The 26,836-nt window shown below is 42.1% G+C and carries 24 protein-coding genes and 1 pseudogene; 12 read left to right on the top strand and 13 right to left on the bottom strand.

Going from position 1 to position 26,836, the window contains the following annotated elements; genetic code table 11:
• Positions 1–106 precede the first annotated feature (106 nt).
• Positions 107–2,347, bottom strand: a complete 2,241-nt coding sequence (locus C400_RS0109655) for a carbohydrate binding domain-containing protein (protein ID WP_017426818.1) — start codon at positions 2,345–2,347, stop codon at positions 107–109.
• Between the two features lie 200 nt (positions 2,348–2,547).
• Between C400_RS0109655 and C400_RS26175 the strand changes: the two are divergent.
• Positions 2,548–2,799: pseudogene (locus C400_RS26175) on the top strand (phenolic acid decarboxylase); the annotation flags it as partial.
• A 173-nt stretch (positions 2,800–2,972) separates the two neighbouring features.
• Here C400_RS26175 and C400_RS27170 read toward each other — a convergent pair.
• Both C400_RS27170 and C400_RS28425 read right to left on the bottom strand, forming a co-directional pair.
• On the bottom strand, positions 2,973–3,140 hold the full coding sequence (locus tag C400_RS27170; RefSeq protein WP_017426816.1) for a hypothetical protein: 168 nt from the start codon (positions 3,138–3,140) through the stop codon (positions 2,973–2,975).
• A 1-nt stretch (position 3,141) separates the two neighbouring features.
• The gene (locus C400_RS28425; protein WP_017426815.1) at positions 3,142–3,273 is read right to left on the bottom strand and encodes a hypothetical protein; all 132 of its coding nucleotides are present in this window, start codon (positions 3,271–3,273) and stop codon (positions 3,142–3,144) included.
• Positions 3,274–3,732: 459 nt separating this feature from the next.
• On the opposite strand from C400_RS28425, the gene C400_RS27645 reads away from it, so the two are divergent.
• From C400_RS27645 to C400_RS27635, 8 genes are all read left to right on the top strand, one after another.
• Positions 3,733–6,972, top strand: coding sequence for a contractile injection system protein, VgrG/Pvc8 family (locus C400_RS27645; RefSeq protein ID WP_017426814.1), 3,240 nt, complete (start codon positions 3,733–3,735; stop codon positions 6,970–6,972).
• Positions 6,973–6,974: 2 nt separating this feature from the next.
• A complete protein-coding gene (locus C400_RS0109630; RefSeq protein ID WP_017426813.1) occupies positions 6,975–7,460 on the top strand; it encodes a hypothetical protein in 486 nt (161 codons plus the stop codon).
• A 356-nt stretch (positions 7,461–7,816) separates the two neighbouring features.
• Positions 7,817–8,332, top strand: a complete 516-nt coding sequence (locus C400_RS0109625) for a hypothetical protein (protein WP_017426812.1) — start codon at positions 7,817–7,819, stop codon at positions 8,330–8,332.
• Between the two features lie 268 nt (positions 8,333–8,600).
• Positions 8,601–9,113 (top strand): hypothetical protein, encoded by a 513-nt coding sequence (locus C400_RS0109620; protein WP_017426811.1) that lies wholly within the window; start codon positions 8,601–8,603, stop codon positions 9,111–9,113.
• 266 nt (positions 9,114–9,379) lie between these two features.
• A complete protein-coding gene (locus C400_RS0109615) occupies positions 9,380–10,174 on the top strand; it encodes a hypothetical protein (RefSeq protein ID WP_017426810.1) in 795 nt (264 codons plus the stop codon).
• A gap of 258 nt (positions 10,175–10,432) precedes the next feature.
• A complete protein-coding gene (locus tag C400_RS0109610; RefSeq protein WP_013311396.1) occupies positions 10,433–10,792 on the top strand; it encodes a putative zinc-binding protein in 360 nt (119 codons plus the stop codon).
• Between the two features lie 620 nt (positions 10,793–11,412).
• Positions 11,413–12,075: a pyridoxal phosphate-dependent decarboxylase family protein gene (locus tag C400_RS27640; protein WP_232795341.1), complete on the top strand. Its 663-nt coding sequence runs from the start codon at positions 11,413–11,415 to the stop codon at positions 12,073–12,075.
• A gap of 1 nt (position 12,076) precedes the next feature.
• On the top strand, positions 12,077–12,841 hold the full coding sequence (locus C400_RS27635) for a pyridoxal phosphate-dependent decarboxylase family protein (protein ID WP_232795340.1): 765 nt from the start codon (positions 12,077–12,079) through the stop codon (positions 12,839–12,841).
• A 274-nt stretch (positions 12,842–13,115) separates the two neighbouring features.
• Here the strand turns inward: C400_RS27635 and C400_RS0109600 are convergent, their stop codons facing one another.
• The 6 genes from C400_RS0109600 to C400_RS0109580 form a co-directional block, all read right to left on the bottom strand.
• The gene (locus tag C400_RS0109600; RefSeq protein WP_017426809.1) at positions 13,116–14,621 is read right to left on the bottom strand and encodes an alpha/beta hydrolase family protein; all 1,506 of its coding nucleotides are present in this window, start codon (positions 14,619–14,621) and stop codon (positions 13,116–13,118) included.
• Positions 14,622–14,824: 203 nt separating this feature from the next.
• Positions 14,825–15,076 (bottom strand): hypothetical protein, encoded by a 252-nt coding sequence (locus tag C400_RS26700; RefSeq protein ID WP_128574131.1) that lies wholly within the window; start codon positions 15,074–15,076, stop codon positions 14,825–14,827.
• Positions 15,057–15,569 (bottom strand): stalk domain-containing protein, encoded by a 513-nt coding sequence (locus C400_RS0109595; RefSeq protein ID WP_017426808.1) that lies wholly within the window; start codon positions 15,567–15,569, stop codon positions 15,057–15,059. Before C400_RS0109595 ends, C400_RS26700 begins: the two co-directional genes overlap by 20 nt.
• Positions 15,570–15,636: 67 nt before the next feature.
• Complete coding sequence (locus C400_RS0109590) at positions 15,637–16,161, bottom strand: VOC family protein (protein ID WP_017426807.1); 525 nt, start codon at positions 16,159–16,161, stop codon at positions 15,637–15,639.
• A gap of 50 nt (positions 16,162–16,211) precedes the next feature.
• A complete protein-coding gene (locus C400_RS0109585) occupies positions 16,212–16,838 on the bottom strand; it encodes a type 1 glutamine amidotransferase family protein (RefSeq protein WP_017426806.1) in 627 nt (208 codons plus the stop codon).
• 109 nt (positions 16,839–16,947) lie between these two features.
• On the bottom strand, positions 16,948–17,910 hold the full coding sequence (locus tag C400_RS0109580) for a helix-turn-helix transcriptional regulator (protein WP_017426805.1): 963 nt from the start codon (positions 17,908–17,910) through the stop codon (positions 16,948–16,950).
• Positions 17,911–18,234: 324 nt separating this feature from the next.
• Here C400_RS0109580 and C400_RS27630 point away from each other — a divergent pair, with 324 nt between their 5' ends.
• From C400_RS27630 to C400_RS0109565, 3 genes are all read left to right on the top strand, one after another.
• Positions 18,235–21,303, top strand: a complete 3,069-nt coding sequence (locus tag C400_RS27630; protein ID WP_017426804.1) for a contractile injection system protein, VgrG/Pvc8 family — start codon at positions 18,235–18,237, stop codon at positions 21,301–21,303.
• Positions 21,304–21,318: 15 nt separating this feature from the next.
• Positions 21,319–21,684 carry a hypothetical protein gene (locus tag C400_RS0109570; protein ID WP_017426803.1) on the top strand — a complete coding sequence of 122 codons (366 nt, stop codon included), beginning with the start codon at positions 21,319–21,321 and terminating at the stop codon, positions 21,682–21,684.
• Between the two features lie 408 nt (positions 21,685–22,092).
• Entirely contained in the window at positions 22,093–22,515 is a 423-nt protein-coding gene (locus C400_RS0109565; protein WP_017426802.1) for a hypothetical protein, read from the top strand.
• 192 nt (positions 22,516–22,707) lie between these two features.
• On the opposite strand, the gene C400_RS0109560 is transcribed toward C400_RS0109565, so the two are convergent.
• The 4 genes from C400_RS0109560 to C400_RS0109545 all read right to left on the bottom strand — a co-directional run bounded on the left by C400_RS0109560 (position 22,708) and on the right by C400_RS0109545 (position 26,834).
• Positions 22,708–23,589 carry a carbohydrate ABC transporter permease gene (locus tag C400_RS0109560; protein WP_017426801.1) on the bottom strand — a complete coding sequence of 294 codons (882 nt, stop codon included), beginning with the start codon at positions 23,587–23,589 and terminating at the stop codon, positions 22,708–22,710.
• Between the two features lie 56 nt (positions 23,590–23,645).
• Positions 23,646–24,527, bottom strand: a complete 882-nt coding sequence (locus C400_RS0109555; protein ID WP_017426800.1) for a carbohydrate ABC transporter permease — start codon at positions 24,525–24,527, stop codon at positions 23,646–23,648.
• A 26-nt stretch (positions 24,528–24,553) separates the two neighbouring features.
• On the bottom strand, positions 24,554–25,897 hold the full coding sequence (locus C400_RS0109550; RefSeq protein WP_017426799.1) for an extracellular solute-binding protein: 1,344 nt from the start codon (positions 25,895–25,897) through the stop codon (positions 24,554–24,556).
• Between the two features lie 136 nt (positions 25,898–26,033).
• Complete coding sequence (locus tag C400_RS0109545; protein WP_017426798.1) at positions 26,034–26,834, bottom strand: response regulator; 801 nt, start codon at positions 26,832–26,834, stop codon at positions 26,034–26,036.
• Positions 26,835–26,836: the final 2 nt, after the last annotated feature.

Raw genomic sequence — 26,836 nt, 5'->3', positions numbered from 1 at the left:
TTTTATTTTCTACTGAAAGTGGCCCTCCTGATCCATCTGCCCCAAGGCAGTCTTGGTTTTTCTGACTTTCTGACAATCCTGTCAAACATAAAACCAGTAAAATAATTTATTGCTCAACTACCCCAAAATCATCCACATAAACATATCCTGTACCAGGATTCTTGTAAGCATACACTGTTGCCCTGGTAGCGCCTGCTCCGGTTGTAAAAGGAATGTTTACCATTGTCCAGGATGTACTGTCAGATGTTGCAGATGCATCCGTTCCTTCAAAGCCATTAACACCAATCTGAATCCGCTCTCCTATGTCTGCCTTAACCCAGGCGGTACACATATAGCTGGTATTAGGACTTAGCCCCGTAAGTACCTGCTCGATACCATCTTCTCCGGGTCCCAATCTAACACTCTTAGAGCCGCTTCTTGGTACCGATACACTTGCAGCAGTATCTGAATATGTTGCTGCCCATGGTGAGATTATCCCTTTCTCGAAATCAGATTGCCTTACGTTATTAACATAAAGTAAGCTGACACTCTCAAAAACCGGGTCCGGAGGTGAAGAAAAATCATGCCCGGCAGTCCAGTCAGTTCCACCGAACTCATATGCTCCAATATCCGGTGCCGCACCAACATAATCATTGGTGATTCCAGATATTACAACCCCTGCATTAATAGCTGGAGAAGTAGACTGCAACCTGAAATCATATGCTGTGGGATTCACAAATAACGGATTGGTTTCTGAGGTAATATTATTTCCCTCTATATGAGTACCAGGCAGTGTAAAGGCTGTAGTAAAGATATTGTTGAAAATCCTGTCGCCGTACATATCCGACTGAAAATTACTTCCCCAATATCCTACATTTCCGTTACTGTAGGTGGTATTGTTATAAATCAGGTTAAAATTACTGGGTGTATTCAATCTTATCCCTGTATAGTTTCCCCATACAACATTATGATGCACAGTATAGCCCTTGCTACCGTTATCCAGATAGATACCAGTGCCGGAATAATTCTTTGCCAGATTATCATGGATGTAATTATGATGAATTACCGTCCCTTGCCCATCCCAGGCAAATTCATAGAGTATTCCGCAGTCTTTTGTCAGCTTTCCTGCATTGTACAGATTATTATATTGTATCTGGCTGTTTTGGGTAGGCATAAATATCAGATGACGCCCAGCGTTATATACCGTATTATGACTGATTAGATGGTTTGCCCCCAATAGATAGATTGCCGGAATATCCGCTGCCGAATAATTTGCTTCATGAATAAGATTATTAATTACCTTATTTCCCGTTCCCTCTATACTCACCAGATTACCGGAACTGTAGGTCAAAGTACTGTCTCTAAGCTCATTATTGGTACCGGACATAAATATCCCTGTACTGTATTGTCTGGTAACATCCGAATCATGACTGACATATTCCGCAATCATATTAGAAACTTTACAGTAATTAGAATTAGACATTTTAATGCTGGAGGCAAAGATATTAATTCCGGTAATATTTATGTAAGAGCGGGAACTTAAATCAAATGCATAAGTCCGCTTCTTTGCTTCTACTGTCAAAGTATTCGGATCAACTCCACCAGGTGCCCATAAATAAAGTCTGCCAGTAATGCTGTCATAATACCATTCTCCCGCACTGTCAAGATCTTTAAGATTACCAGTAATATAATAGCTGTTACCGCCTGTCGCTGCAGTATCTATTTGATCAAAGGTAATGGAGCCGTCACTTGAGCTGGTAATGGTACTTTTATAAGATTTGTAGCCTGTTCCCGGAACACTCCAAACCGTTTTGCCAACCCAGTATCCAGGTGCCTGAGTTAAGTTTCCATCCTTGATGGTTGTAGTGGAACCGGAATCAACTGTTGCATATGTTAAATTTAAGGGATCAAGTGTTGGTGAATTGGGCCATCTGGCTTCAAATTGCATTTGCTTATTAACAAATATCTGATTTTTTGTTCCAAGGGAACCCGTCATTTCCGCATAATAGATGGATCCGGAGTAATTTTTCCAGCCAGTAACCGGATCGGCACCGGATACCGTTACGTTCTCTCCTGTATAAGCCTTAAAGTTTATGGGTTCTGCAGAAGTTCCGGAAGTATGAAGTGTTACTGTTTCCCGGTATGTACCACCTCGTATGATGCAGGTATCTCCGGCTTTCATGGTATCTGCTGCCTTTTGTATGGTTTTCCATGGATTTGATAGTGTACCGGTTCCAGTGATGTCATTCCCCGTTGTAGAAACATAATATACGGGATTTGCCTTTACAGTTCCCACACCCAGATTAAAAGTAAATACATAAATCATCATAATTACAACTAAAAATCTAATGCCTGTTCTCTTATTCATAGCTTACCTCCTGGAATGAATTCTATTTTCAGATACGGCTTCTACGCCTGGACTTAAGTTCACTGCTAGGTATGTTCTAATATAGAAATTTGTGTATATATAAGCCCTTAATTATTTAATCGACTTATACCGACTTAAAGTTTATGATTCTTTCGGCGAAGCTTCTCCGATACTGAACCCATCCAGCCATTTCATTGACCATGCATGGTATTATTTTCTTTCCGAAATGGGTGCATGAGCATCCAGAGATTAAAGTACGCTATCAAAATGATTTCATCCCTCTAATGGAAGAATCGCGTGAAAAGTATGAGACTTATCCGAAGCATGTAGTTCCTGAATTCGCATATATTACTTTCATTGAAAATGCAGGTGTGAACAACGAGAAGTTGATTGCCCAGGCACCTTACGCGGGCATGACAGATGATATTCGTGCGGGTAAGTTGCAAGCATAGTCAATCAAGACGAATTGAACTGAAAAGAGCCTGAGCCTGTGCCTCATAACGTAAGACAAATTAAAACACCTACCAATCTGGTCATACCCTGTCTACTTGACAGGGGTATGACCAGATTGGTAGGTGCCCAGCATCTTTTTTAAAGTTCTCTATAACCATCTAATCTCCATTGGCTATTCTTCTTTCTCTTTTTCATCATGAAGCATCATCTCTAATACAACATATACAAACTGTGCTCCGTCCTTCATGCCCTGCCAGTACAAAGCTTCATTCTCCAATGCTTGCTTGTAATGATGCTTATCCTCCCATTCCGAGAATTCAGGTCTGTTCACAATATCCATCTCAGAAAGTCTCTTCGGTTCCTCTGGGCAGGGCATCAGGATCAATATTTACGCTAATTCCCAGTCGGTCAACAACCAGGTTCTCAATCGTACTTTTATCGCTTCCATTATTCCCCGCAAATACATACATCATTGGTATACGTTGACCTTCCCTGCATCTGTTTTATTAAAATAATTGAACCACAGCAAGTTGATTGCACGTCACAGAAGGGAATAACCTTATTTTGTTCAACTCCAAATCCTTACGTTCAAAAATGGTATCCGATCTCGGCACTTGCATATTACCATATTCCTATATTAACTCATGTTACACTTCCCTCTTATCCTCCTACTTTCAAAAATAAACATAGTAAATCCCCCAACCAATGGGTCATTCTGTAAACTAAATCTTTCTTTTAACCGATAAATACATATGCTGGGTTGTTTATTAAATATCACCTCTCGTTCCTTTTTAGCGTACCAACCTTGTTATACATATCTATATGGACTCACTGTTGTACTCATCTGCTGCTTCTTTAATCAGAAGTGAATGCAAGATGACGTGCTTTACTTGGAAATACCCATCACATATAGAAAGGAGTTATGAACTCACTTGAGCGTATTATCAGATGGGATTGGCTATGAAAGCCTACGCTTTTATGGTCCCTTTCAGCCCCTACACATCGAACAACTTCAAATAACACGTACCATTAACGCTCATGCCTATTTACATATCAGTGGCATGCTCTCCGAAGAACAGGGAGCAGCTTGTATCGGTCAAAATATGGAGCAAGAGCCGATTGTGATTCGTCAGTTGAATGATCAGGGACAATCGCTGAGAAGGCTGTTCCATGGGATTGTCACGCGTATGTCCGTACATTGTGTGCGAGGCGTATATACGTTTGAACTGGAGGCTGCTTCCCATTCATACCAGATGGATATTAAGCGTAAAAGGCGCTCCTATCAAGATATTCACCGTACCTATGATGATCTGGTCACTGCGCTGGTTCGAAAGTATCAGTATGGTGATGCCATTGACACGGTAAGCAACCATGCCAAATTGGAGACATTTGTTTTACAATATGAGGAGACGGATTGGGCGTTTTTAAAACGTCTTGCTTCTCGCTTTGGTTCCGTACTTGTGCCAGAGGTAACCGCAGCCTCGCCCAAGGTTTTCTTCGGGATGCCAGAAGGCAAGCAGCATAAGGTGGAGCGGGATGTATTTTATCGAGTACGAAAAACGTTTCATGAGTTGGATGCGGAAAAGCCGGGAGAACGTGCTGGCTCGTATGTCACCTATATGATTGAAAGCCTGCAATACTATGCACTAGGCGACCTTATCACGTTACCTATTGGACAAGGCAAAGAACTGGTCGTGGTTCATGCAGTGACTACGCTAGCGGATGGCCTACTGCGCACCCGTTATGATCTTCAAACCGAACAAGATATCCGCTATGCCCGGTATGAAAACGATCAGGCTACTGGAATCTCGCTGACAGGAACGGTGCTCAAGGTACAGCAGGATTTTGTACAGCTGCAACTGGACATTGACCCGAAACAAGATCCTGCCAAAGCGTGCTGGTTTCCCATCGCCACCCGTTATGTCGCGGAAGAACATAGTGGCTGGTACGATATGCCTGAGATCGGGGAACAGGTGGAATTGTATCTGCCTACCCACCGCGAACAAGATGCCTATGTCACGGATTCAGTGCGACAACAACGCCACACCAATGGACAGCCAAATGTGAAGATATGGCAACATGTGCAAGGTAGCGCCGTCGAAATGTCTGAACATGAGCTGACTCTATCCACCTCTGGTGAATTTTCCATTACGCTGCATGAAAGTAGCGGAATTACCATCGACAGTCCTGGGAATGTGCAGATTCAGGGGGGGCACGTCAAGCTTGATGCTGGGCAGGAGCTTTCGCTCGAAGCTGGAACAGCGCTATATCTGAAGGGCGGAGCCAGCAGCATGGTACTGGATGGTGAGACGGATACCAAAGCTCCAGTGATTTATCAGGAAGGTACGGTGAAGGCACCTGTTTTCGTAGCTGACCTCCCTCCTGTTCCAGAACCGCCTTTGATGAGTATCAAAGCCTATGAAGCAGCTCAATCAGCAGCAGCCAAGGCTTCATCCAGCAGCGCAGCTTCTGCACCTACTGCAAAGATTACGACTCCGGCGGCACAAAAACAGGCTGATGCTCTATTGGGTACAGTATCAAAACTGTTAGGCTCCATTCCAGTGATGGGAAAAGTGGCTGGTGTTGTAGCGGGAGCTTTAGGTGGACCTGCGGCGATTGTTGCAGGCTCAGTGCTGCTAGCAACCGCAGCTATTCCCGTTCGTAGCACGGGAACAAGTCGTGCTGGAGGCGGTGCTCCTAAAGGTGGTTTGCATCCGCTGAAGCATCTGGCTAGTTTAGCGCTCCAAGGGCTAATAAGCCAATACGAGCATGAACGGGCTAAGGAAGCCTATTATAGCAAGTGGATTTTAGGCAAAGTGTATACGAGTGCACGTCACATAGCGCTTTCGGGTGGTCCACTGGAACTGGTCCAAAACCTGTTAAAAGAGTCAAATGCCATGGCTCATGCATATCAGCAGGTTCCTAAAAATATTCAGGAGAAATGGCTCCGAGATTATGAGGAAAAACAACGCCTTCAAGCAGCACAAACGCAGAAACACGAGAATCCAAAACTTGCATTATGGAGAGAAAGAAAAACTAATGAATATACTGCATATTGGAATCAAACTGATTATTTTACAGCCAACTGGTGGCAGGATGAAAATAAGCTAAAACAAGCAGAGCAAGCACTGCGCACTGAAATTACAATGAAGCGCAAACTATCACTGTATGATATTAAAGATCCTAATAAATTGGCCGCCATCCAGCGTATCGTCAACGCAAAACGAACGCAAGTATGGGATGAAGGAACTCTCAATGCCATTGAAGATGGTTTGGTATCGATGGGTGTGGATTCTTCAAATGCTATTGAGTTGGACAAAGAGAAAATGGATGCACTCATTTCTCGATACAATCAAGGCTTCATTGGACAAAAATCTGGAGATTACATGGAAAGGACAGGCTTAAGCGATTTAGTCGAAGATACGACCTATGGGATTGTGGCTACCCGAGTCGGTATGGGGAGTGCTGGAAGTTCTCCTGCTAGGTCCAGCCAGCCACCTATTGCAGAAAATCCGCCTGCAAAACCCAATTCAAAGGGTGGTCCAGGTGTAAACAGGCCCATTGATGAGTTCAATGATTCGGCGATTTATAATGGGGCAAATTCAAGTAGACCTAAGGAGTCACCTAAACTACCAAATTCGAGCAAGCCTCCTGAAGATACTCTAAAAGCTTCTAATGTTGGCAGTGTAGTCAAGAGTGGAAATAAAACGAAATATACGAATTCGGCTGGTAATGAGTTAAATTGGGATGATCAACATCCGAAAAATATTAATCGCGATATTGATAATCTTTTAAACAGTAAAGACCCAGGAAAAGCTACTGAGGCGAAAGTAGCTTCCGCTGTTAGAGAAAATAAGGAGGTAACAGCATTTGGCCAGAAAATTCAAAGGGCCGATGGTAATCCAGCGGGTGATTTTGACGTAGTAACTAAGAATGAAATTATTGAAGTTAAAAAGTCATTAAAAGCTGTCACAGATGTTGAACAGTTCGATAAATACGTTAATATAAATCATGACAGTTACTTTAACCATGACCAGAAGAAAGTCATTTTATATATTGACAAACCATTGACTAATTTACATCAGAACGATCTAATAAAATTGGAAATCATTAAATCTAAAGGTGTTACTATTGTAAACTCTATAGATGAACTCAAGGGGGTATTAAAGTAAAGATGGGGACTCCGGCAGTTATTTTAACGAATAAAGAGAGATATTCTCCTGAGAAGTTGTTAGCAGATAGTATAGTTGCAGCCTTTCATTCGGATGCATCGCTCTATTTCCACAATAATAAAAATTACTCAAATGAGGGGAAGTTTTCATATACAACGCTGAATATTAATAATAGATCATTTGCGGGAAACAACGAATCTTCATTAATCTTTTATATTCATAGTATTAATAGTTCAAGTATTGATTTTTACTATCACGAAGATTTAGGATTAGATACAAATTTATTGCTGTGTCAAGTCGGTCATATTGAGGATATCTATGGTAATCAAGAATTGATATTCAATTTTATTTACGAATACCTCAAGCTAAATCCTGATGATTATTTTTGGATTGCAGATTATGATTGGGTTTACAGTTGGGAAGACATTCAAAAATTAAAATCATTACCGTATGATCAAGATTGGTGCTATAAGAATCCCAAAGACTAACCTATGAGTAAAATGTGACAACAAGATCGTACAATGCAACTAACAATCCAGACATTAAAAAAGACATAAAATCAGTAAACTCTCAAAGGCTTATTTCGACTTGAATCTATGAGTAGGGGTGAGCTTTTTTTATACTCAAGATCAAAAGAAGACGAAAATAATGTCAAAACAGATATAGATAGCAAGCATACAAAACAAGCTTGACGAAAACTGCACATTTACTTTTAAAAGAAATATTGCTGACGCACTAACTGGATGGTATAAGGGAGGAATGGGAAGCCCAGAGCAGATTAGGTGGAGGAATATGACCTCACCGCATTAACTCTAGACTAGAGCGTACGGGAGGTTTGAGTAAAATGGACTTTAGATTATCTATTGGCTCTAATTTGTCTAGAGAAGCCTTGGGGAAGTTGCTTTACAATACGATATGTGAAGTGTTAGTAATGGAAATAAATTTTTATGAAGTAGAAGTAAAAGATTGGTCTGATGCTCGACAGGTGAGTATTAGTTGTACTTATTTTTCTATAAGCATTAATTTAGATGATGAGGATGACTATTTAGAACGTTTCCGAGAAATGAATCTCGAAGATCACGGCCTAGATACAAATGTTCTTATTAGTATTCAATTTGTATCGCGTACTTTTGACATTGGATGGTTAAAGCTACTCGAAGTTATTGGAAAACTATTACGTTTAAACGATCAAGATTTGGTTGTTGAAGATGATTCCTCATACCCACTATTAAAAAGAATTAAAGGGCGTTTATTTATCAATAATAATCTAGATGAATATCAAGCCAGGTATATCACTAAAGAAATTCTAGAGCTACTGAATTATCCTTATTTGGAAGAGGATTTTTTTAAAGATAGCTGATATAGAAGGAACGTTTTTATTACGTCGAACGAGTCGATTATGGTCGGATACTACCATGATTGACTTGTTTTTTTACTTTCCTCTTGGTCCTAATGCCGTTTGGTAATATGAACAAGCTGGTGAGAACATTAGAGGATAAAGGGTTAAAGGTAAAGGGTGAAAGACGAGAAATACCCAATGATGGCAGCTATTTAACTACAGATGGGGAAAATATTAAATCGCCAATGCTAGATCAGTATACCTTTATAAGAAAGTGAGGTTATAGTGGATGATACTTACTCTTGATATAAGTAATGAAGAATTTGATGGAATTATAGATGGTGATGGAGAATTTACACCAACTATTTTTTTGAATTTTCCAAGTGATATTAGAGGAATATACGAATTTGAACTCATAAATACAGTGATAGATATTTATAATTTTAAAGATCAAATACAAAATCAGGGACTTCATGTAAAAGATAATTCACTTTTTGTATTTGGAAAAATGAAAGTTCGAATTGAGGGGGTCAAGGGTGCTGATTTCAAACTAATTGAAGGTAACCTCCTTGCAGGACGTGAGCAATATTATAGTTGGCCATATACAATTGATAGCGGTGATATTGTATGTAAATGCGGGGGAAAGTTATCTTTCTTAGAGGATTGCTACGTAGCATTAATGATTGTTACTGAAAATAAGCCTAAAATAACATTAACATTTGATATTAAAAAAACAGTTCCTTTTGATTTTATGAATAGCAGCAGCATAAAGCAAGCAAATTTAAAAAAAAGTAGAGTCTAAACACATGAAATCTCATGGGAAGTTGTTTGATTTTGAATTTTTCCAAGAGTATTTTGGATCTGGGAGAAGAGCTATTAAGAGTGAGTAGTTCAGATTTTAAATAAAAAGATCATCTAATGGCTAATTCTTATCTGAAACGTTGAGGAGGAATGAGCCTTTTTTCCACGCAAAAAAATAATTTTCATCCCTCCCTATCATTAGCCTACCAAAAGAACAAATTAAAAGATTAAGATGACTTTTAATCTAAGCCTGAGAGGAAGAAATGTATGGTTGATAGAATCATATCTCTAATAACAAATGCTACTTTAGATAAAGATGATCGTGTTATAGTAGCTGCTCTAAAGTTATTAAAAAGTGATTGCAATTTAGAAGAATTAGAGGGTGACTATTTTGCTCAACTTGTTAGTATGATTCCTCTGGTTAAAGAACAGAGTACAAAGGCACTTTTAATCGAAACAATTGTGGAATCTCCAGAATTCGTTTCCGACGATACGATACTGGACGAATATGTGAAACTTATATCCGAAGGTGCGACTAACGTTCAGGAAGCTACAAGATGTTTAGGTGCATTTACTGCTTCCGGCTCTACAAACAATCAAATATTCATACAATTGGCCAATAAATTAAATCATAAATTTGCCGTTGAAATACTAGTTTCAATGGGACGTTCTAATTGGGGAGAAATCCCTCATTACCTAGAATCATTCGCTCAAGAGGTTCAAAAAACACAAAGGATAAGATATCGTTCAGGAATAATTGCGGCCTTTTTATTAATTGTTCATCCTCTGTGCTCAGAATACGCCCATGTCAGTTCGTTATCTTTTGGATATCCATATACTGAAGCGGCTACGAGCGATTGGGCGTGGGTAACTCCAAAAAATACAGAACATATAGTACAAAAGAAAATAGTAACCTCAAGAGAAGCTGACATATTGGTGAAATTAGGGGGCTTATTACGAAATAATAATATAGACTTGAATTCAAACGAAATTACAAAGCTCTACACCGAGTTTTTTGAAGATAAGAACCCATTTGATGTTATTTACATTTTGCCAAAGTAGATATAAAATTGGTAAAAAATCAAAAGCTTATTCCAACTTCAATCTATGAGTTGGGATAAGCTTTTTTCTAAAGATCTAGCTGATTTTATACACACACACAATTAGCCCTATAACAGATTTCACAAAAATATTGTCGTGATTACGATCACGGTTTAGACTGTAAATTTAAGTTAAAATACAAACAATTTAAAATTTATTTTATCTAAAACCAAAGATACTCTGATGGATCACAAAGAAAAAACAAGGAAGTGTACAAAGATGAAAAGAACGGATTTACCTCTTGTCTATTCTTGTTCTGGATGTTCCTCCGCAGCACAAACCGCTAACATGATCGCTATACAAATGGATCGAGAAAAAGTCGCTGAAATGTCCTGCATAGCTGGTGTTGGCGGTGATGTCAAACCACTTGTCAGAACAGCAAAATCGGGACGTGACATCATTGCAATTGACGGCTGCCCCTTGTCCTGTTGCAAGAGTTGCTTAGCAAGACATGAAGTTCAACCCAAACACCATTTCCTGCTGTCTGACTTTGATGTACCCAAAATAATAGGAGAAGATCCTAACCCCGATCATTATAGGAATGCTTACACACAAATCTTAGAACAAATTGGACAATAATTCCCCATCAAAGTTAAGATGTTGTGTATATATAGTAAAAGTATGCTGGCTCTTATTATGTAACAATATCGTAAAATAGTTTGTACTGGTGGCCCCTAGCACATCTTTAAGGGCCACCAGTATTTTTTTACTCCCCGTTGAATCCTTGGATAAAAAATCCTAAACAATTTGGAGCTCTAATTGGGGTCATTTTTCAAATCTTAAGTAGCCCAGTTGCAACATTTGGCAAAGCGTTTCGAGCACTTTACTTACAAGTGACTATACATTTATTCTCTTTTTTAATTATTTTCAGATAACTAAGGTTCCCCTCCTATATTACAAGCTCCCCGCCTCCTTAGCTGCCTTGTAAAATTACTCGTCGTTACCATCCAAGCACACAGCAACTATGTAGCTGCTTACCAGCCTTGAGCTGGAGCACTATCTCATTCCCAACATCACATTTTCCAGCATTTGCACTGAACGGGGATTTTGAATAGCCCTCTTTGCCTTTGAGAATTACTTTGCGTAATAGCGAAGAGCCTAAAAATAAACGTAATGATGAAATCGGTGAATATCACAATATGACAACAGATGTTATATTATACTTTGGTTGAAGTTAAACAAAGGAGATGGAGATGCTTATGATGAATCAAGAACCAAATCAGCAATTAGGTGAAATTATTGAGCAGTTCATACATTCATACATGGCAGAAAATAACAATATCCGCTCTCAAAAAGTAATCAACACTGCAGATGAGGATACCATAGCTCATTTAAGGGGAATTGGTTTTCCCAAAAAAGGAAGACCGATAAAAGAAGTTGTCAATGAAATGAGGAAAAACGTCTATTCTTATCAAACGTTTATGCAACACCCTCGCTTTTTCGCATTGGTTCCTAGTCCAATGTCTCTTTACTCTTGGCTAGGAGATATCATGACCAGCGCTTATAATACCCACGCCGGAAGCTGGATGCTGAGTTCGAGCGCAAGCCTTCTAGAGGGGGAAGTAATCCGGTGGATGTGTGACCAAGCAGGATATCCCGATACGGCTGGAGGCTTATTTCTGTCCGGCGGATCGTTGTCCAATTTGACCGCTTTGGCAGCTGCACGCAATGCAAAGTTATCTGAGCAGGAATATGCCCTTGGAACTGCTTATGTTTCAGACCAAACTCATTCATCGGTCGCCAAAGGTTTACGCATTCTTGGATTCCGTGGTGATCAAATCAGAAAGATTCCAAGTGATACAAATTTTCGTATGGATGTTTCAGCCTTAGAAAAAAAAAGTAATGGAGGATCAGGCGGCTGATATGAAGCCTTTTGCGATCATTGCCACGGGAGGTACAACCAATACGGGAAGCATTGATCCGTTAAACGAAATTGCTGACCTGTGTGAAAAACATAATATTTGGTTACACGTGGATGGAGCTTACGGTGCGTCGATTTTGGCCTCTTCGAAATATAAGTCTCTTTTGAGCGGGATATCGCGTTCAGATAGTATCACCTGGGATGCACACAAATGGTTAATGCAGACCTATTCCTGTAGCGTGGTTTTAACCAAAGATAAGCAGCAACTCAAAAACTGCTTCAGCACACGCCCAGAATATTTGAAGGATGCCGAGACTGATGAAGAACATATTAATTATTGGGATTTGGGTCCAGAGTTAACCCGGCCTGCTCGAAGTCTGAAACTATGGGTGACACTGCAAGCTTTAGGCACGAATGCTGTCAGTGAAGTTATAGAGCATGGAGTTCAACTCGCAGAATGGGCTGAAGATGAAATCAAAAAACATAATCATTGGGAAATTGTATGTCCCGCGCAATTAGCGATTGTTAATTTTCGATATGCACCACCTGGGCTATCCGACCAGGAATTAGATTCACTCAATAAAAGGATCTCCCAAGAAATGGTGACGAACGGGTACGCCACAGTGCTTACGACACAACTTAATGGAAAAACGGTTCTCCGAATCTGTGCAATTCACCCAGATACTACGGAACATGAAATCAGGAATACAATTCAGCTTTTATCGAATATAGCACGCTCATTGAATGAGACAAAAGCCTTTTTGTGATGAAAAATTATGAAATGAAATGCTACACTTTCTGTAAATAGATAAAAATATTCAGCATCACACAAATAAGAGGGGCACGCCGCCCCTCTTTGGTCACTCTTTGAAGCAGGTCAAAAGATATTTTTAAAATTTTATGTGTATGATGGCTAGTTTCTCAATCGTATTGTATTCGTTCTTCTTAGACAAAGGAAAACTCCCCTTCAAGTAGCAGTTTATTTATTAAACCTGTCTACTTGAAGGGGAGCACATCAAAATCGGTTGCCTGTTTCGTAATTTATAATAGCGAGGTTACGAACTTCACCTCTGGAAAGCGGCTATCCGGTCCTTTCATTAAGATTCCGCCTTGATTTTTCAGATACATATCAAAGAAATCCAGCATATAGGCATTGATAACGGAGTTCGCTCTTTCAGGCGCAATCTTTCCTGTAATGCCCAGCATTTTAAAAATCGGAGAAATGAACTGTACGTCGGTAAAATTCAAATGCTCCGTATTTTCGATATAGAGGACTCGTCCCCCTTCGTCGACCGTTTCGCGCATCCGTTCAAGCTCCAACTTTTTATCTTCCGTTACTTGATCCTCCCACTCTCTTGTTGATCCCCTACGCTTAAGCTCTGCATCCGTGTAGACCCGGTTATCCATCACCATTTTTAATTTTTCGAAATAGCTTTCCGAGTTGATAAACAAAAACGGCTTTCGCAGACCCTCTCTGTCACGCAGTCGATAAAGCCCTCCATCAAAGTCTATTCCAACCGCGATTCGCGGATCGTAAGAAGCGTCATAGGCCGTCGCTCCGCCGATGGAATGGCCGAACACCCCGACATGACCGAGATCAATCTTCCCTTTTAGGGGACTTGGAACCTGCCCCGATTGGATGAGCTCGAATTGGTCCAGCGTAAACGCTACATCGCCGGTTAAAACTTTTCCCAACTTGTCACGATTTCCGCTTTCCGTCCGGTAATCATGGTCGGGTGAGAATAAGTCGTTGGTTGTGTTGGTCGTGATTCGACCGTCTGGAAACTCGGTTGCAAATGTATTGTAGGTGTGGTCGATCACTGCCACGATATATCCGTGACTCGCGAGATTTTCGGCTTGCGACGTGTGGAGGAACCTGGACGAGCCGTTGCCGGGATTCGCAAGGATCAGCGGGTATGAAGTCTGTGCCGAAGAGACTTCGGCTCCCGAATATGCATGACTGGATACGTACTTCAGGTGTTGAAACGTGAATCCAGGAAGGCCATAGTTCGCAGCCATATAACGTAAAAGCTTGGTATCGGGAATAAAGGGAGCGTACTTGCCGGTGCTAGCTTGAGTCGGATACCAGACCTGAACCATCAATTCCCTCTTACCTGTCTCAGTTTTGCCAAATGTCTCCTCCCGGCTTGGATCGATGAAATGAAAGACTTGCGTGCCTACCTTCAACTCGCCGGTTGGCGCTGGAAAGTTGAATACAGGAAACACATAGAGGAAGCACCCTGTTCCGATTAGCCCAATCACGATGAAAAGGCGGCCCAGCACCCTACGGATTCGCGAGGCAGTCCGAACGACTTTCGGCTTTAAGAAAACGCCTATAAGCGAAAGCATAAGCATCAGGATCGTAAATCCGTATAAAAATAAAAGCTGAACCCTGTATCCTTCGACAAGCAAATGTATCACTAAAAAAATGGAGCTTGCTCCGCTTGCCAGGAGCAAAGCTGATCTTCGGATACGTTGATTGGTAATAAACAGGAGTGCCAACAAACAAGCACTTGAAAAGAATAGCAGCATTTCAAAAAACCTCACGCCAACTCCCCCTTAACAAATAATCCTATCAATGGATTAGTATAGAGGAGCAGCTAGGTTGATACCATTGATCTAGATGACAATTGCCTAACACTCTTGTAAGGTCGCGTGACGATGGCGCAGAAACGCCAAGAATTATCCAAATGACTGCATCCCTCCAATCTCCGATACAATGATTTTCAGAACTCGGCTTCTTGCTTCGTTTATGGAAGATTCAAAGGCGAAATTGACCGAGACAGCGAACAGACCCCGGCGACGGGGTCTGTTCGCTGTGCGGTGTCGGAATGGTGAGGATGAACGGAAATCGCAGCATACAATCTCTGCGCGATTTGCTCCATGGCCGTCTGCGAAGGATGAACCAGATCAATCGCTTGGTTTTCCGGCGACGATCCAGGAGCTTTGTACAAGCTGTTACCTCGGTCAGCATCACTTCCGCTATTTCTTAATGTCAACATGTAGTGTTCCATTGACTGTCGTTGTATTTACTGTAGCTCCCACAACTTCCGAAACAAATCTAAGAGGAACCATAACCCGATTCGGATATTCTGGCATAACGGGAGCACTTGGCATCATCTTTTCTTCATCGTTCACGTACGCAACTCTGCTACCCACGGTTAATCGAACAATTGTACCATTCTTCGATTTAATTGTAACTTTTTGTGTAGGTCTGTTCCATGTTACAGACTCTCCCAAGCCCTCAGATATGAATTTAATAGGGACATATACGATGTTTGTGGATTTCTCTATATACGGATTGATGTCTGTTGTCAAAATGCTATTATTTTCGTTTGTGGATTTCTCTCCAAATGGATCTAATGTCAAAGCGCTGTTATTTACAGCAACTTCAACATTATAACTAAATTTATATCCCGCCTGCGCGCTCTCAACTGAGACAGAAGAAACGAACACAAAGATAACAGCTAAGGGCAAAATTATGCATTTTAACATGGTTTATTACCTCTCTCTATTTTATCAACTAGACCCTCATTGAGGAGCTAAAACACCGAGCATCCTATTATTCTCCACTAAAGCTTTTGGCCCATTCAGCAACCCTACGACTGCTTTCTTCTTCGGACAAATCCTCGATTCTGGTCATAATAGACCACCTTACTCCACAAGGATCCAATATACTTGCGAATCGATCCCCTGAAACAAAGTTTGTAACGGGTTCCCTTACTTTCGCTCCTCTTGCTACCGCCTTTTCAATGACCTGATCCACATTCATAACGTAAATTCCGAAAGAATAACACGCATTATCTCCATCTGGAGGCAAGACCAATTGATATGTCGGATTCGCTGCTCCCAGCTGCAAAAAACCATTTCCAAAATCTAATTCCGCATGAACAATGATTGTATTGCCATTCTCATCAGGATATTCAGTAATGTCCTTAACCCTCGCATTGAAAACTGTTTTATAAAACTCTATCGCTTCCGAAGGATTCTTCACGGTAATAAACGGGGTAATAGATGTAAAGCCGTTGGGCATTCCATTCTTTGTATATTTGCCTGACACTCCCACATATTCTCTGCTTTCAGTCATTTTAACTCCTCCTTTAAATGCTCTTAACCGTTCAATATAATGCTCATACCTTATTGGATTGAATCCATCAATTCATAGTAATGTTTGGATGCACGAGTCTTATTTAGACTATACCAGGCTTCTAATGTTTTAGAAGAAAACACACCCAGAGCTTTCAAAACATGTACGGTGAATTCCAACGGAGCCGTTCCAGATGCAGTGATCAGTTTTCCATCCGTTACAGCAGACTCCATTTTGTAATACTTTTCGCCTGTGTAGGTGGGACAGGTCATTTGGAGGTATTCCATATCATTGCTTGTATGCGAACGTGAATTCAGCAATCCTGCCTGGGCAAGTCCGATGGTAGCACCACAAATCGCAGCAACCCATATACCTTCCTCTAAACACCTCTCAGCGATTTTTAAGATGGGTTGGTGAATGGTTTCTGTCCATGTATTTCCACCAGGTAAAATCAATGCATCTGTGCTCTTAATGCTGCACTCATCCAGTTTGATGTCAGGCAGGATTGTCAATCCGCCCATGGTAGTGACAGGAGTCTTTTCCATTCCCACGGTAACTATTTTGGATGGGCCCAGCCCCTTTTTATAATATCTTCCTGAGTTCAGTTCGGCAGTTAAGTAACCGATTTCCCAGTCTGCCATGGTGTCAAATACATAAAGATATACCGTACTATTCATTCACAGGTTCTCCTTATTTTATAATTGATCAAGTGATACCAACCCTCAGTGATCCATGATTATTCTCATTATAAAAAAGCTTCACTGACATCTGCTGTCAGTGAAGCTTTTAACGTTGATAATATTCCATTAACTCCGACGCAACCGCAACAAGTTTTTCCTTCAAGCTCTGTGGTTCGATGATCTGAATGGATTTCCCGTAGGGTAGGAGTAAATGAGGGACATATGTATGAAGTGATTTTTCCTCAAGCAAAAAGATGGCTTGATTAGCGGTTCGCTCTTTCAGATGGTGCCCCAAAAACCAATGTAGACATAAGTCATCCAATGCCTCTGACCTGCCTTCGATCATTAAAGAAATTAAACCGCCCTTGCCCACTAAATCAGGTAACAGATTTTGCATAAAAAACTCACGAGCCGAAAAAGCCTCAGGACGCTTAAATAGGCTTGGAGTACGCTTGATCTGTAAAATCCGCTCTGCCCGAAAGCTACGGATCTCATTCCTTAGGTGACAAAATGCAACAGTATACCATTTGTTGTTCCAGTACACCATTCCATAGGGGTCGATCACTCTATTCTTGGGTTGTTCTTCATGGCTCGTGCGATAATCCATTTCGACAGAGAATTGGTTGGCTACAGCCTGCTCCAATTCTACCAATATCGGCTGAAGAGAAGGATCTCCCATGCGATTTATCACTTCAAATCCGGCTAAATGACGGCTAAGTATACTTTCCTGCTCTTGATTCGAATACATTTTTAATTTTGAGGTCGCACTGCTTAATGCCTCACTTAAAGGAGATCCAGCTTCTTTTGCAAAAACAGCAGCATGAAGGAGTGCCTTTTTTTCCTCCATATCAAATAGTAAGGGTGCTCTAATAAAATTATTCAGCAAGCTATACCCGCCATGATGACCCGTGTCGGATATGATAGGCACTCCACTGGCACATAGAGCATCAATATACCGATAAACTGTTCTTATATTTATTTCTAACTTTTCGGATATTTGTTTCGCCGTCATTTTTACACCTGAATTCAGCATCCATAAAATGGCCAGCATATTATCGTTTTTTGGCATAATATGAACCCTCCTCTCTCATTAAAGCTCAATCTTTTATAAATATCACTTTATACTCCCTCATACCACCTATTATATGCTTTTTTCCATCTTATACTTCACTCTCATATCTTCTAATTCCAGATTTACACATAGTAAATACCATAATGAATGGGTCATTCTGTAAACTAACTCTCTCTTTTAACCGATAAATACATATGCTGGGTTGTTTATTAAATATCACCTCTCGTTTCTTAATACCAAACAACCCCCGTAATACATTACATAGATGACGTGCTTTACTTGGAAATACCCATCGCATCTAGAAAGGAGTCATGAACTCACTTGAGCGTATTATTAGATGGGATTGGATATGAAAGCCTACGCTTTTATGGTCCCTTTCAGCCATTACACATCGAACAACTTCAAATAACACGTGCCATTAACGATCATGCCTATTTACATATCAGTGGGTTGCTCTCTGAAGAACAGGGAGCAGCTTGTATTGGTCAAAATATGGATCAAGAGCCGATTGTGATTCGTCAGTTGAATGATCAGGGACAATCGCTAAGAAGGCTGTTCCATGGGATTGTTACACGTATGTCCGTACACTGTGTGCGAGGCGTGTATACATTTGAACTGGAGGCCGCTTCCCATTCGTATCAAATGGATATCAAACGTAAAAGACGCTCCTATCAAGATATTCACCGTACTTATGATGATCTGGTCACAGCGCTGGTTCGAAAATATCAGTACGGGGATGCCATTGATACAGTAAGCAACCATGCCACACTGGAGACATTTGTTTTACAATATGAGGAGACGGATTGGGCGTTTTTAAAACGTCTCGCTTCTCGCTTTGGTTCCGTACTTGTGCCAGAGGTAACCGCAGCCTCGCCCAAGGTTTTCTTCGGTATGCCAGAAGGCAAGCAGCATAAGGTGGAGCGGGATGTATTTTATCGAGTACGGAAAACGTTTCATGAGTTGGATGCGGAAAAGCCGGGAGAACGTGCTGGCTCGTATGTCACCTATATGATCGAAAGCCTGCAATACTATGCACTAGGCGACCTTATCACGTTACCTATTGGACAAGGCAAAGAACTGGTCGTGGTTCGAGCAGTGACAACCTTAGCAGATGGCTTACTGCACACCCGTTATGATCTTCAAGCCGAACAAGATATCCGCTATGCGCGGTATGAAAACAATCAGGCTACTGGAATTTCGCTGACAGGAACGGTACTGAAGGTACAACAGGATTTTGTACAGCTGCAACTGGATATTGACCCGAAGCAAGATCCTGCCAAAGCCTACTGGTTTCCCGTTACCACCCGTTATGTCGCGGAAGAACATAGTGGCTGGTACGATATGCCTGAGGTTGGGGAACAGGTGGAACTGTATCTGCCTACACACCGCGAACAAGATGCCTATGTAACGGATTCACTGCGACAACAACGCCACACCAATGGACAGCCAAATGTGAAGATATGGCAACATGTGCAAGGTAGTGGCCTAGAAATGTCTGAGCATGAACTGATCCTATCCACCCCCGGCGAATTTTCCATTACACTGCATGAAGGTAACGGCGTTACCATCGACAGTCCCGGGAATGTACAGATTCAGGGTGGTCACGTGAAGCTTGATGCTGGGCAGGAGCTTTCGCTCGAGGCTGGAACGGCCCTGTATCTAAAAGGCGGAGCCAGCAGCATGGTGCTGGATGGTGAGACAGATACCAAGGCTCCAGTGATTTATCAGGAAGGTACGGTGAAAGCTCCTGTTTTCGTGGCTGACCTCCCTCCTGTGCCCGAGCCGCCACTCATGAGCATCAAAGCCTATGAAGCAGCATCAGCCAAGGATTCATCTAGCAGCCAAGCCTCTACCCCTAAAGCAAAAGTCACCAGTCCAGCAGAGCTTAAACAGGCGAATGCCTTGATGGGTACGGTGTCCAAGCTATTAGGCTCCATTCCAGTGATGGGAAAAGTGGCTGGCGTTGTTGCAGGAGCGCTAAGTGGACCTGCAGGAGGTGTGATTCTGAGAGCAACCGCAGCGATCCCAGTTCGGAGCAAAGGGACCCCTACCGTTGGAGGAGGCGGTAAGGGGAACGGCATTCATCCGTTGAAACACTTGGCTGGTCTAGCATTACAAGGGTTAATTACTGAGTATGAACATGAGCAAGCGAGACATGCCTACTATAGCAAATGGATTCTGGGGAAAGTGTATACAAGCGCACGTCAAATAGTACATTCCGGCAGCCGATTAGAGTTGATCCAAAACTTGTTGACAACATCGAAAACCATGGTTCATGCCTATCAACAGGTACCTAAAAGTGTTAAAGATAGAATGCTGAGGGAATATAAAGAACAAGAAAAAGCAAGGGCTGAAGCTGCTCTCAAAGCAGAAAAAGAAGCTAGAGCTAAAGCCCTTAAAGCGAAAAAAGAAGCTGCGCCACCAGAGCTTACAGATGAAGAGTATGAGAGAATTTATAGTGATTATGTCTATTGGGCTTCATTAGAAGGTGATCGCAGACCTGAAATTCCGCTAGGAAGCTACCGTGCTGAGGACGGGGTGGTTCGTATAGCGAATGGAGATCCAGATTTTAAATACTACGATGACTGGAAACAAAACTATCCAGGAGATTTTTTGGTTCTATCTAATCAAGAGGGCATCACACCAGAAGAACAACGATGGATGAGCTATGCAAACCTAACAGCAGAGCCGTTTGCACTCGACGGTCGAGGTGGTGAAGGTAGAGCCTTTAAAAATGAATTCTCCAAAATGAGCAAAGAAGAGGCATCTGAGAACGCTAGGCTCGCAAGAGTAAATGTGAGGAGAATTCAACAGCGAATAGATCAAAAAAGCATTACTACAAAAAATGCGTCCGAGCCTATTGAGAATGCATCAGAAGTTATGCCTTCAAAAGCAGGCAAACCCAAGGAGAAACCTCCTAAAATGGAGGGGACCGGACAAGGTCTTGAAAACAGAGGCTATAAGCCGCAACCCGATGAAAGAACGACAACACGAGAAGATTGGAAAGCGCAGGATAGAGAAGCGAGAATACGCTCAAATCTCTCTCAATCTTCCCCAATAAGTATTCCTCCTACTGCATCAGTAAAAATACAGTCAAAGACTGGGTATGAGCAGATACAGTTTAAATGGTCAGACGGTTATTACAAGTATGAAGGACGTTGGCATACGCGAACACCTGGAGCGCCTCAAAATCAAGGAAATACTTGGGTTATTGAACGAACCACACCAGGAAATACTACTGGACAGCAGAGGACGTATCATATTTTAACTGGTGATAATCAATGGACTCCAAGACATGAATGGCAAACTGCTATTAACGCTAGAAAGAATGGTACTGCGACAGCAGAACAAAATAAGATGTTGGAAAATGGACACTGGCCAGCACCATAACAAGGAGATGGAGTCATGGAAATAATAAATAGTAAATACTATGAAGGTTATGAGGGCGAAGGAGAGATACAATTTATAAGGCATCTCTCTAATGGTGATAAGTATGTAATAAGAATCTGGGATGGTTACTTTGATGAAATAATGAGGGGAATAAAGCCAGAAGAAAGCGGTTGGACAGATCTGGCATATTACTACAATGTTGAAGAGCCTTGGTGGGAAAGACCATGGCAGATCCCAGATATAGCAATTGCCTTAAAACAACTACAAGAAATAAAAACAGAGCAATTAAATGTGGAGACAAAGGAACTGCTTATAGAGCTTTGCAAATTATTGTCTGATTCTTGGAGATTAAACGAAACTGTGTGGATTGCTGATGAGTAGTACGCAATATAATTAGCTGTTGTAGTTTAACAAACCAAGAGCAGAATCATACAATACAACTAATAAATCAAACACTAGTAGTTCAATACTTGATAAACTTTCAATGCTCTTTACAACTTGACTGTAGGAATAAGCCTTTTTACACAGGTTAAATGATTTGCCATTCCTCCCCTCAGAGTTAATATACACCAACCACGGGAGGGAGATGTGTAATGTCAGATTGGTTTCTCGAAGTGTGGTGAAATGATTTTATCAAAGATTTTCCGGTGAACAAAAGGATACATTCTACCAAAAGATGAAGCATCTATTCGACAGTTGGGCAAAAATAAGTTTATAAAAACCGATAGGACATGGACTAACATTAATCTTTAAATGAAGTTCATATTCCATTAGAGGCGAAACAAAAGAATGAATCTTAAAGAAATTGAGAATTTACCTGATGTATTACCAACAGAAACATTATCGTTGATGTTTCAAAACGTATTGAATGAATTTGATACGGGTAAAATTGAGAAAAAGGATTTTTTATTAATTCTTAGTCAATTAACAGATAGACAAGTTATGACCTACGAATTATTGGAAATCAAGGTAGGAAATAGTATAGATAAGGTGCTTCACAGGTTGTGGAATACTGACTCTTATGATGATGTAGATATCATTCTTTCAATTGCTGTAAACCTCGGACTAAAAAATTGCTTTCAAAAAATTAAAGATTCAATAAATCAAGATAAGGATATAGACGAATTAATTTTAAAAGAAATTATAGAAACAATTGATGAAGTTGGTGGAAATATTTCGAATCCATATCATAGTTTAGAAAGATTCAAATAAGCCATGTCAATAGTTTGTCGATAAATTCGGATAATTTTTCTGAAAAGGCTTAACATTATGGGTTTTCTACTTCATTTTCCTTCAACTCAACTAAACTCAACAAAAATGCACCCTCTAGCATTCATTGGACAAACCAAGAGGCTTGTTCCAATGTCACACTAGGGGGTGCTCTTCTAATCAGGGGAATTTGCTTTACCCTTTAACCGACCCGGCTGCGATTCCTTCCACAATCCGGTCACTCATGATGAGGAACACGAGCAAAATGGGCAAAATGCTGATCATCAACGTGGCTCCGATAGCTCCCCAATCGGTCGTATATTGTCCGATAAAGTTTTGAACGCCGACGGTCAGTGTTTTATTTTCGTCTGAGCTGATGAACGTATTGACGAAAATAAACTCATTCCAGTTGTAGATCATGTTAATAATAGACGTCGTTGCCATGACTGGGGTGGTCATGGGCAGCACAATTCGGAAGAACATCCGGTTTACAGAGCAGCCGTCCATAACGGCCGCTTCTTCCACTTCACGGGGCAGGGCGTAATAGAAGCCCAGCAAAATCATCATCGTGGTCGGTAGATTAAAAGCGACATACGACAGGATGATGGATACTGAAGTGTCTGTTAAGTGCAGTTTGAGAAACATACTGAACAGCGGGATCAAGGTGGAATGGACCGGAATCATGAGTCCGACCATAAAGAGCCCGAGGACCAGCTGACTCCCTTTCCACCGCATACGTGTAATGGCAAACGTAACAAAGCTGGCCAGCAGTACGGTCAGCACCACAGATATGACCGTAATCCACACACTATTAAAGAAATACCGCCCGATATTGCCGCTGGTCCACACATTCATATAGTTTTCCCAATGCGGCTGGGACGGGAACGCGAACGGTGGAAGATTAAACACTTCCTGATTATTTTTAAGCGAGAATAGCATCAGCCACACCAGTGGTAAAAGCTGCGTCACCGCCAAGATGATCAACAGTATATACAAAGCGGCATAACCGACCCGAGTTAACATTTTGTCGCGGGTAGCGACTCCAAGCGGATAGTTGGCGGCTGCCTGGGTTTTCATATCCGTTCCTCCCTCTTCCTGTCCTTTGTTACCCCTGATCTAATTGCATGAGTGTCCTATGAATACTGGATGGTATCACTAGTAGCGGTCACCTTGCGAATCACCCACGTAGCAACCAGACAGATGAGCAGCAAAGCAAAGGCTGTAGCGCTACCATATCCGAAATCGAAGCTGCGGAACGCCTGGTGGTACATGTACGAAGCCATCACTTCACTGGCTCCGTTTGGCCCACCGTCCGTCATGACGTAGATCAGGTCAAAATATTTGAGCGAGCCGACAATCGACAATATGATCGTCACATTAATTACCTCGCGCAGCAGAGGCAATTTGATACGAGTTGCAATCTGCCAGGCACTGGCTCCGTCGATCCGTGCAGCTTCCATCAGCGTTTCGGGAATGTTTTTCAGTCCGGCATAATAGATCAGGATATAAAAGCCTGCATATTGCCAAATAATCGGAATGAACAAGGCAAGCAGCACCAGAGACGGATTAGCTAACCACTCGGGTGGGTTGTGAACTCCGACTGACGCCAGCAAAGAATTCAGCACTCCGTTGGTCGGGTGATACATTTTGAGCCACAATTGAGCGATCGCTACAGAAGACAGCAGCATGGGAATCAGATAAATTTTCCGCAGCAGGTTCGCTCCCTTGATTTTTCCTGACAAAATCATCGCAACGACCAGATAACCGATCAGACTGATACCTGAAAACAAGGCCAGCAACAGCGAATGCCAAGCACTTTGCCAAAACGCCGCGTCTGTGAACAAATGTTGATAGTTATCCAGCCCTACGAAAGTCATAGCGCCGATTCCATTCCACTGATTCAGACCGTAATAGCCGGTCAGTACGATGGGCACATAAATCACGGCGAATAACAACAGCAGGGAAGGCAACACATAGAGAGCAATGACGAGCTTATTGGACATGACCTTTTCCACGGTCAGACCTCCTTAGGTGGTCAATTTCAATTTCCTTTCTCAATGGCAGCCTTATGCTGGTCGGCAAATTGCTGCGGTGTCACCGCTTTACCAAACAACGCCTGAATCATATTCAAATGCACCTGTGCCGCATTCGGCTTCATCTGAACATCAGCGAATAATGTAATGTTGCTGGCTTCGTTCAGCCCATTCAGCAGATCGACATACAGCTTGGGCAATTTTTCTTTGGAGGTATCCACTTTTGTCGCTGGAATAACGCCTGCCTGTGTGACCGATTGCTCTCCCCATTTTTCTACGAAGTATTCAACGAATGCTTTGGCTTCTTCTTTCACTTTGGAATTTTCCGAAACGAACAAGCCTACTCCCGGACCTCCTACCCAGCTGTTCTCGTCGCCCTTGCCGCCTGCAACCATCGGGAATTTAAAGAAGCCAATTTGATCTTTAAACGCTTGTGGAATTTCGGGATTAGTCGTAAAATTCGGCAACTCCCAGGTAGCCATCAAATACATCGCCGCTTTGTCGTTCATAAACTCGGATTTTCCTTCATCATTGGACAAGCCGTTAAATCCTTTGTTAAAGGCATTCATATCCACCAGCGTCTGAATTTCGGAGGCCGCCTGAATTAAACCAGGATCATCGAACGATCCTGAGCCGTCAATTGCTTTTTTCAGCGTTTCGCTACCTGCTATACGGTCTGCCAGATACATGTACCAAAGCGAGCCCGTCCAGCGATCTTTATTGCCCAATGCAATCGGTGCAACTCCATGATCTACGAGTGTTTTCACCACCTGCTTAAATTCATCAAATGTCGCAGGTACCTTCAAGTTGTATTTTTGGAATATGGCTTTGTTGTAATAAATGGGTGTTATGTTCAATTCGATCGGAAGCGCATACGTTTTGCCATCCAGCGCATAGGCATCGGTCGTTCCCGGTACGAATTTGTCCTTCAGCTTGGAACCTTGCAGCAGGTCATCCATCGGCGTAAATAATCCGCCTTTAACGTAAGGCTCCATGAAGCCCGCTGCCCAGGTGATACCGATATCTGGCAATTCATTGGAAGCTGATAGCACTTTGAGTTTGTTTTTGTATTGTTCATTTTCCAGCACTTCCTGCTGAATGACGACATTCGGATGATCCTTTTGGTATTGATCTATAATCTGAGTTACAAGCTTGCTTTGCTGTGCCGAGCTTCCCTCTGGCCACAGGTGCATCATTTTGAGCGTAACCTTGCCCCCTGCTCCACTGGAACCGCCTTGACCATCCTTACCAACACCACAACCGGACAGCACTAGCATGAATGACAGCAGCAGGGTCAACCCAGCAACCCATTTTCGATGTGAGCGCTTACGAACTGAATACTTGTTGGACATCGTTAGACCTCCGTTATTGTAATTATATTTTTTGTAACCGTTATCATTTGTAAGTTTAGCACTCTATTCCTGCTTCCAACAGGGTACGCTCATTGGGTATAATTCCACTTTTATTGGGTTGTGAGCAGCCTATATGTCAGTCGATATTCTCCGGTCCTTTACGCATCTGCTGCCTATAGCGGCTGGGACTTACCCCCTCGGTCGCTTTGAATACTTTAATAAAATATTTATCTGTCCGGTAGCCTGAGCGCTCACCGATCTGGGCAATCGTCAACTGGGTATGCAGCAGCAACTCCTTGGCCCGTTGAATCCGCAACCGGTGCAGATATTCGCTGAAGGACAAACCACTTTGCTCCTTAAATAAAACACTAAAATAGCTCGCATTCAGGTGTGAATGCGCCGCAGTCTGCGCCATCGTAATGGGCTCGTGTAGATGCTCCGCCATATAGGCGAAGGCTTGCCGTACCGGATCGCTAAGCGTAGCCGTTTGGAGGTCAAGCTCCAGCAGAACAGGGTCAGCCAGCTTGTCCAGCTTCTTGTAGCGCTGCCGCTCCTCTTCCAGCTGAAGCGCCTCATTTACCGCATTCAGCAGCTCCTGCTTATCAATCGGCTTGAGCAAGTAATTAACGGCTCCGAGACGAAGCGCCTGCTGGACATAATCAAATTCCGCATATCCCGAGATCACAATGATCGCCGGACGATATGACTCCCGTTCCAGAGAACGAATTAAATCCAGCCCGCTGAATTCCGGCAAACGGACATCTGTAATCAGCAGATGAACCCTCTCCGCTTGCAGCATATGTAATGCCTCCAGGCCATTCCCCGATGTCATAATTCGGTATTTCCCGGAGGCCCACTGCTCCAGTGTCTGATGTATCCCCTGACGTGTTCTTTGTTCATCGTCCACAATAACAATAGTCTTGGATGAAAAACTCATTC

The organism is Paenibacillus sp. ICGEB2008 (genome assembly GCF_000307675.1).
Classification (GTDB): domain Bacteria; phylum Bacillota; class Bacilli; order Paenibacillales; family Paenibacillaceae; genus Paenibacillus; species Paenibacillus polymyxa.
This window is presented reverse-complemented; position numbering and strand designations above follow the sequence as displayed.

What these genes read in the sequence shown, in the direction of transcription:
- C400_RS0109655 (WP_017426818.1), bottom strand. Translation starts at nt 2,347, where the DNA reads ATGAATAAGAGAACAGGCATTAGATTTTTAGTTGTAATTATGATGATT.
- C400_RS27170 (WP_017426816.1), bottom strand. Translation starts at nt 3,140, where the DNA reads ATGGATATTGTGAACAGACCTGAATTCTCGGAATGGGAGGATAAGCAT.
- C400_RS28425 (WP_017426815.1), bottom strand. Translation starts at nt 3,273, where the DNA reads ATGATGTATGTATTTGCGGGGAATAATGGAAGCGATAAAAGTACGATT.
- C400_RS0109630 (WP_017426813.1), top strand. Translation starts at nt 6,975, where the DNA reads ATGGGGACTCCGGCAGTTATTTTAACGAATAAAGAGAGATATTCTCCT.
- C400_RS0109625 (WP_017426812.1), top strand. Translation starts at nt 7,817, where the DNA reads ATGGACTTTAGATTATCTATTGGCTCTAATTTGTCTAGAGAAGCCTTG.
- C400_RS0109620 (WP_017426811.1), top strand. Translation starts at nt 8,601, where the DNA reads ATGATACTTACTCTTGATATAAGTAATGAAGAATTTGATGGAATTATA.
- C400_RS0109615 (WP_017426810.1), top strand. Translation starts at nt 9,380, where the DNA reads ATGGTTGATAGAATCATATCTCTAATAACAAATGCTACTTTAGATAAA.
- C400_RS0109610 (WP_013311396.1), top strand. Translation starts at nt 10,433, where the DNA reads ATGAAAAGAACGGATTTACCTCTTGTCTATTCTTGTTCTGGATGTTCC.
- C400_RS27640 (WP_232795341.1), top strand. Translation starts at nt 11,413, where the DNA reads ATGATGAATCAAGAACCAAATCAGCAATTAGGTGAAATTATTGAGCAG.
- C400_RS27635 (WP_232795340.1), top strand. Translation starts at nt 12,077, where the DNA reads ATGAAGCCTTTTGCGATCATTGCCACGGGAGGTACAACCAATACGGGA.
- C400_RS26700 (WP_128574131.1), bottom strand. Translation starts at nt 15,076, where the DNA reads ATGTTGACATTAAGAAATAGCGGAAGTGATGCTGACCGAGGTAACAGC.
- C400_RS0109595 (WP_017426808.1), bottom strand. Translation starts at nt 15,569, where the DNA reads ATGTTAAAATGCATAATTTTGCCCTTAGCTGTTATCTTTGTGTTCGTT.
- C400_RS0109590 (WP_017426807.1), bottom strand. Translation starts at nt 16,161, where the DNA reads ATGACTGAAAGCAGAGAATATGTGGGAGTGTCAGGCAAATATACAAAG.
- C400_RS0109585 (WP_017426806.1), bottom strand. Translation starts at nt 16,838, where the DNA reads ATGAATAGTACGGTATATCTTTATGTATTTGACACCATGGCAGACTGG.
- C400_RS0109580 (WP_017426805.1), bottom strand. Translation starts at nt 17,910, where the DNA reads ATGCCAAAAAACGATAATATGCTGGCCATTTTATGGATGCTGAATTCA.
- C400_RS0109570 (WP_017426803.1), top strand. Translation starts at nt 21,319, where the DNA reads ATGGAAATAATAAATAGTAAATACTATGAAGGTTATGAGGGCGAAGGA.
- C400_RS0109565 (WP_017426802.1), top strand. Translation starts at nt 22,093, where the DNA reads ATGAATCTTAAAGAAATTGAGAATTTACCTGATGTATTACCAACAGAA.
- C400_RS0109560 (WP_017426801.1), bottom strand. Translation starts at nt 23,589, where the DNA reads ATGAAAACCCAGGCAGCCGCCAACTATCCGCTTGGAGTCGCTACCCGC.
- C400_RS0109550 (WP_017426799.1), bottom strand. Translation starts at nt 25,897, where the DNA reads ATGTCCAACAAGTATTCAGTTCGTAAGCGCTCACATCGAAAATGGGTT.
- C400_RS0109545 (WP_017426798.1), bottom strand. Translation starts at nt 26,834, where the DNA reads ATGAGTTTTTCATCCAAGACTATTGTTATTGTGGACGATGAACAAAGA.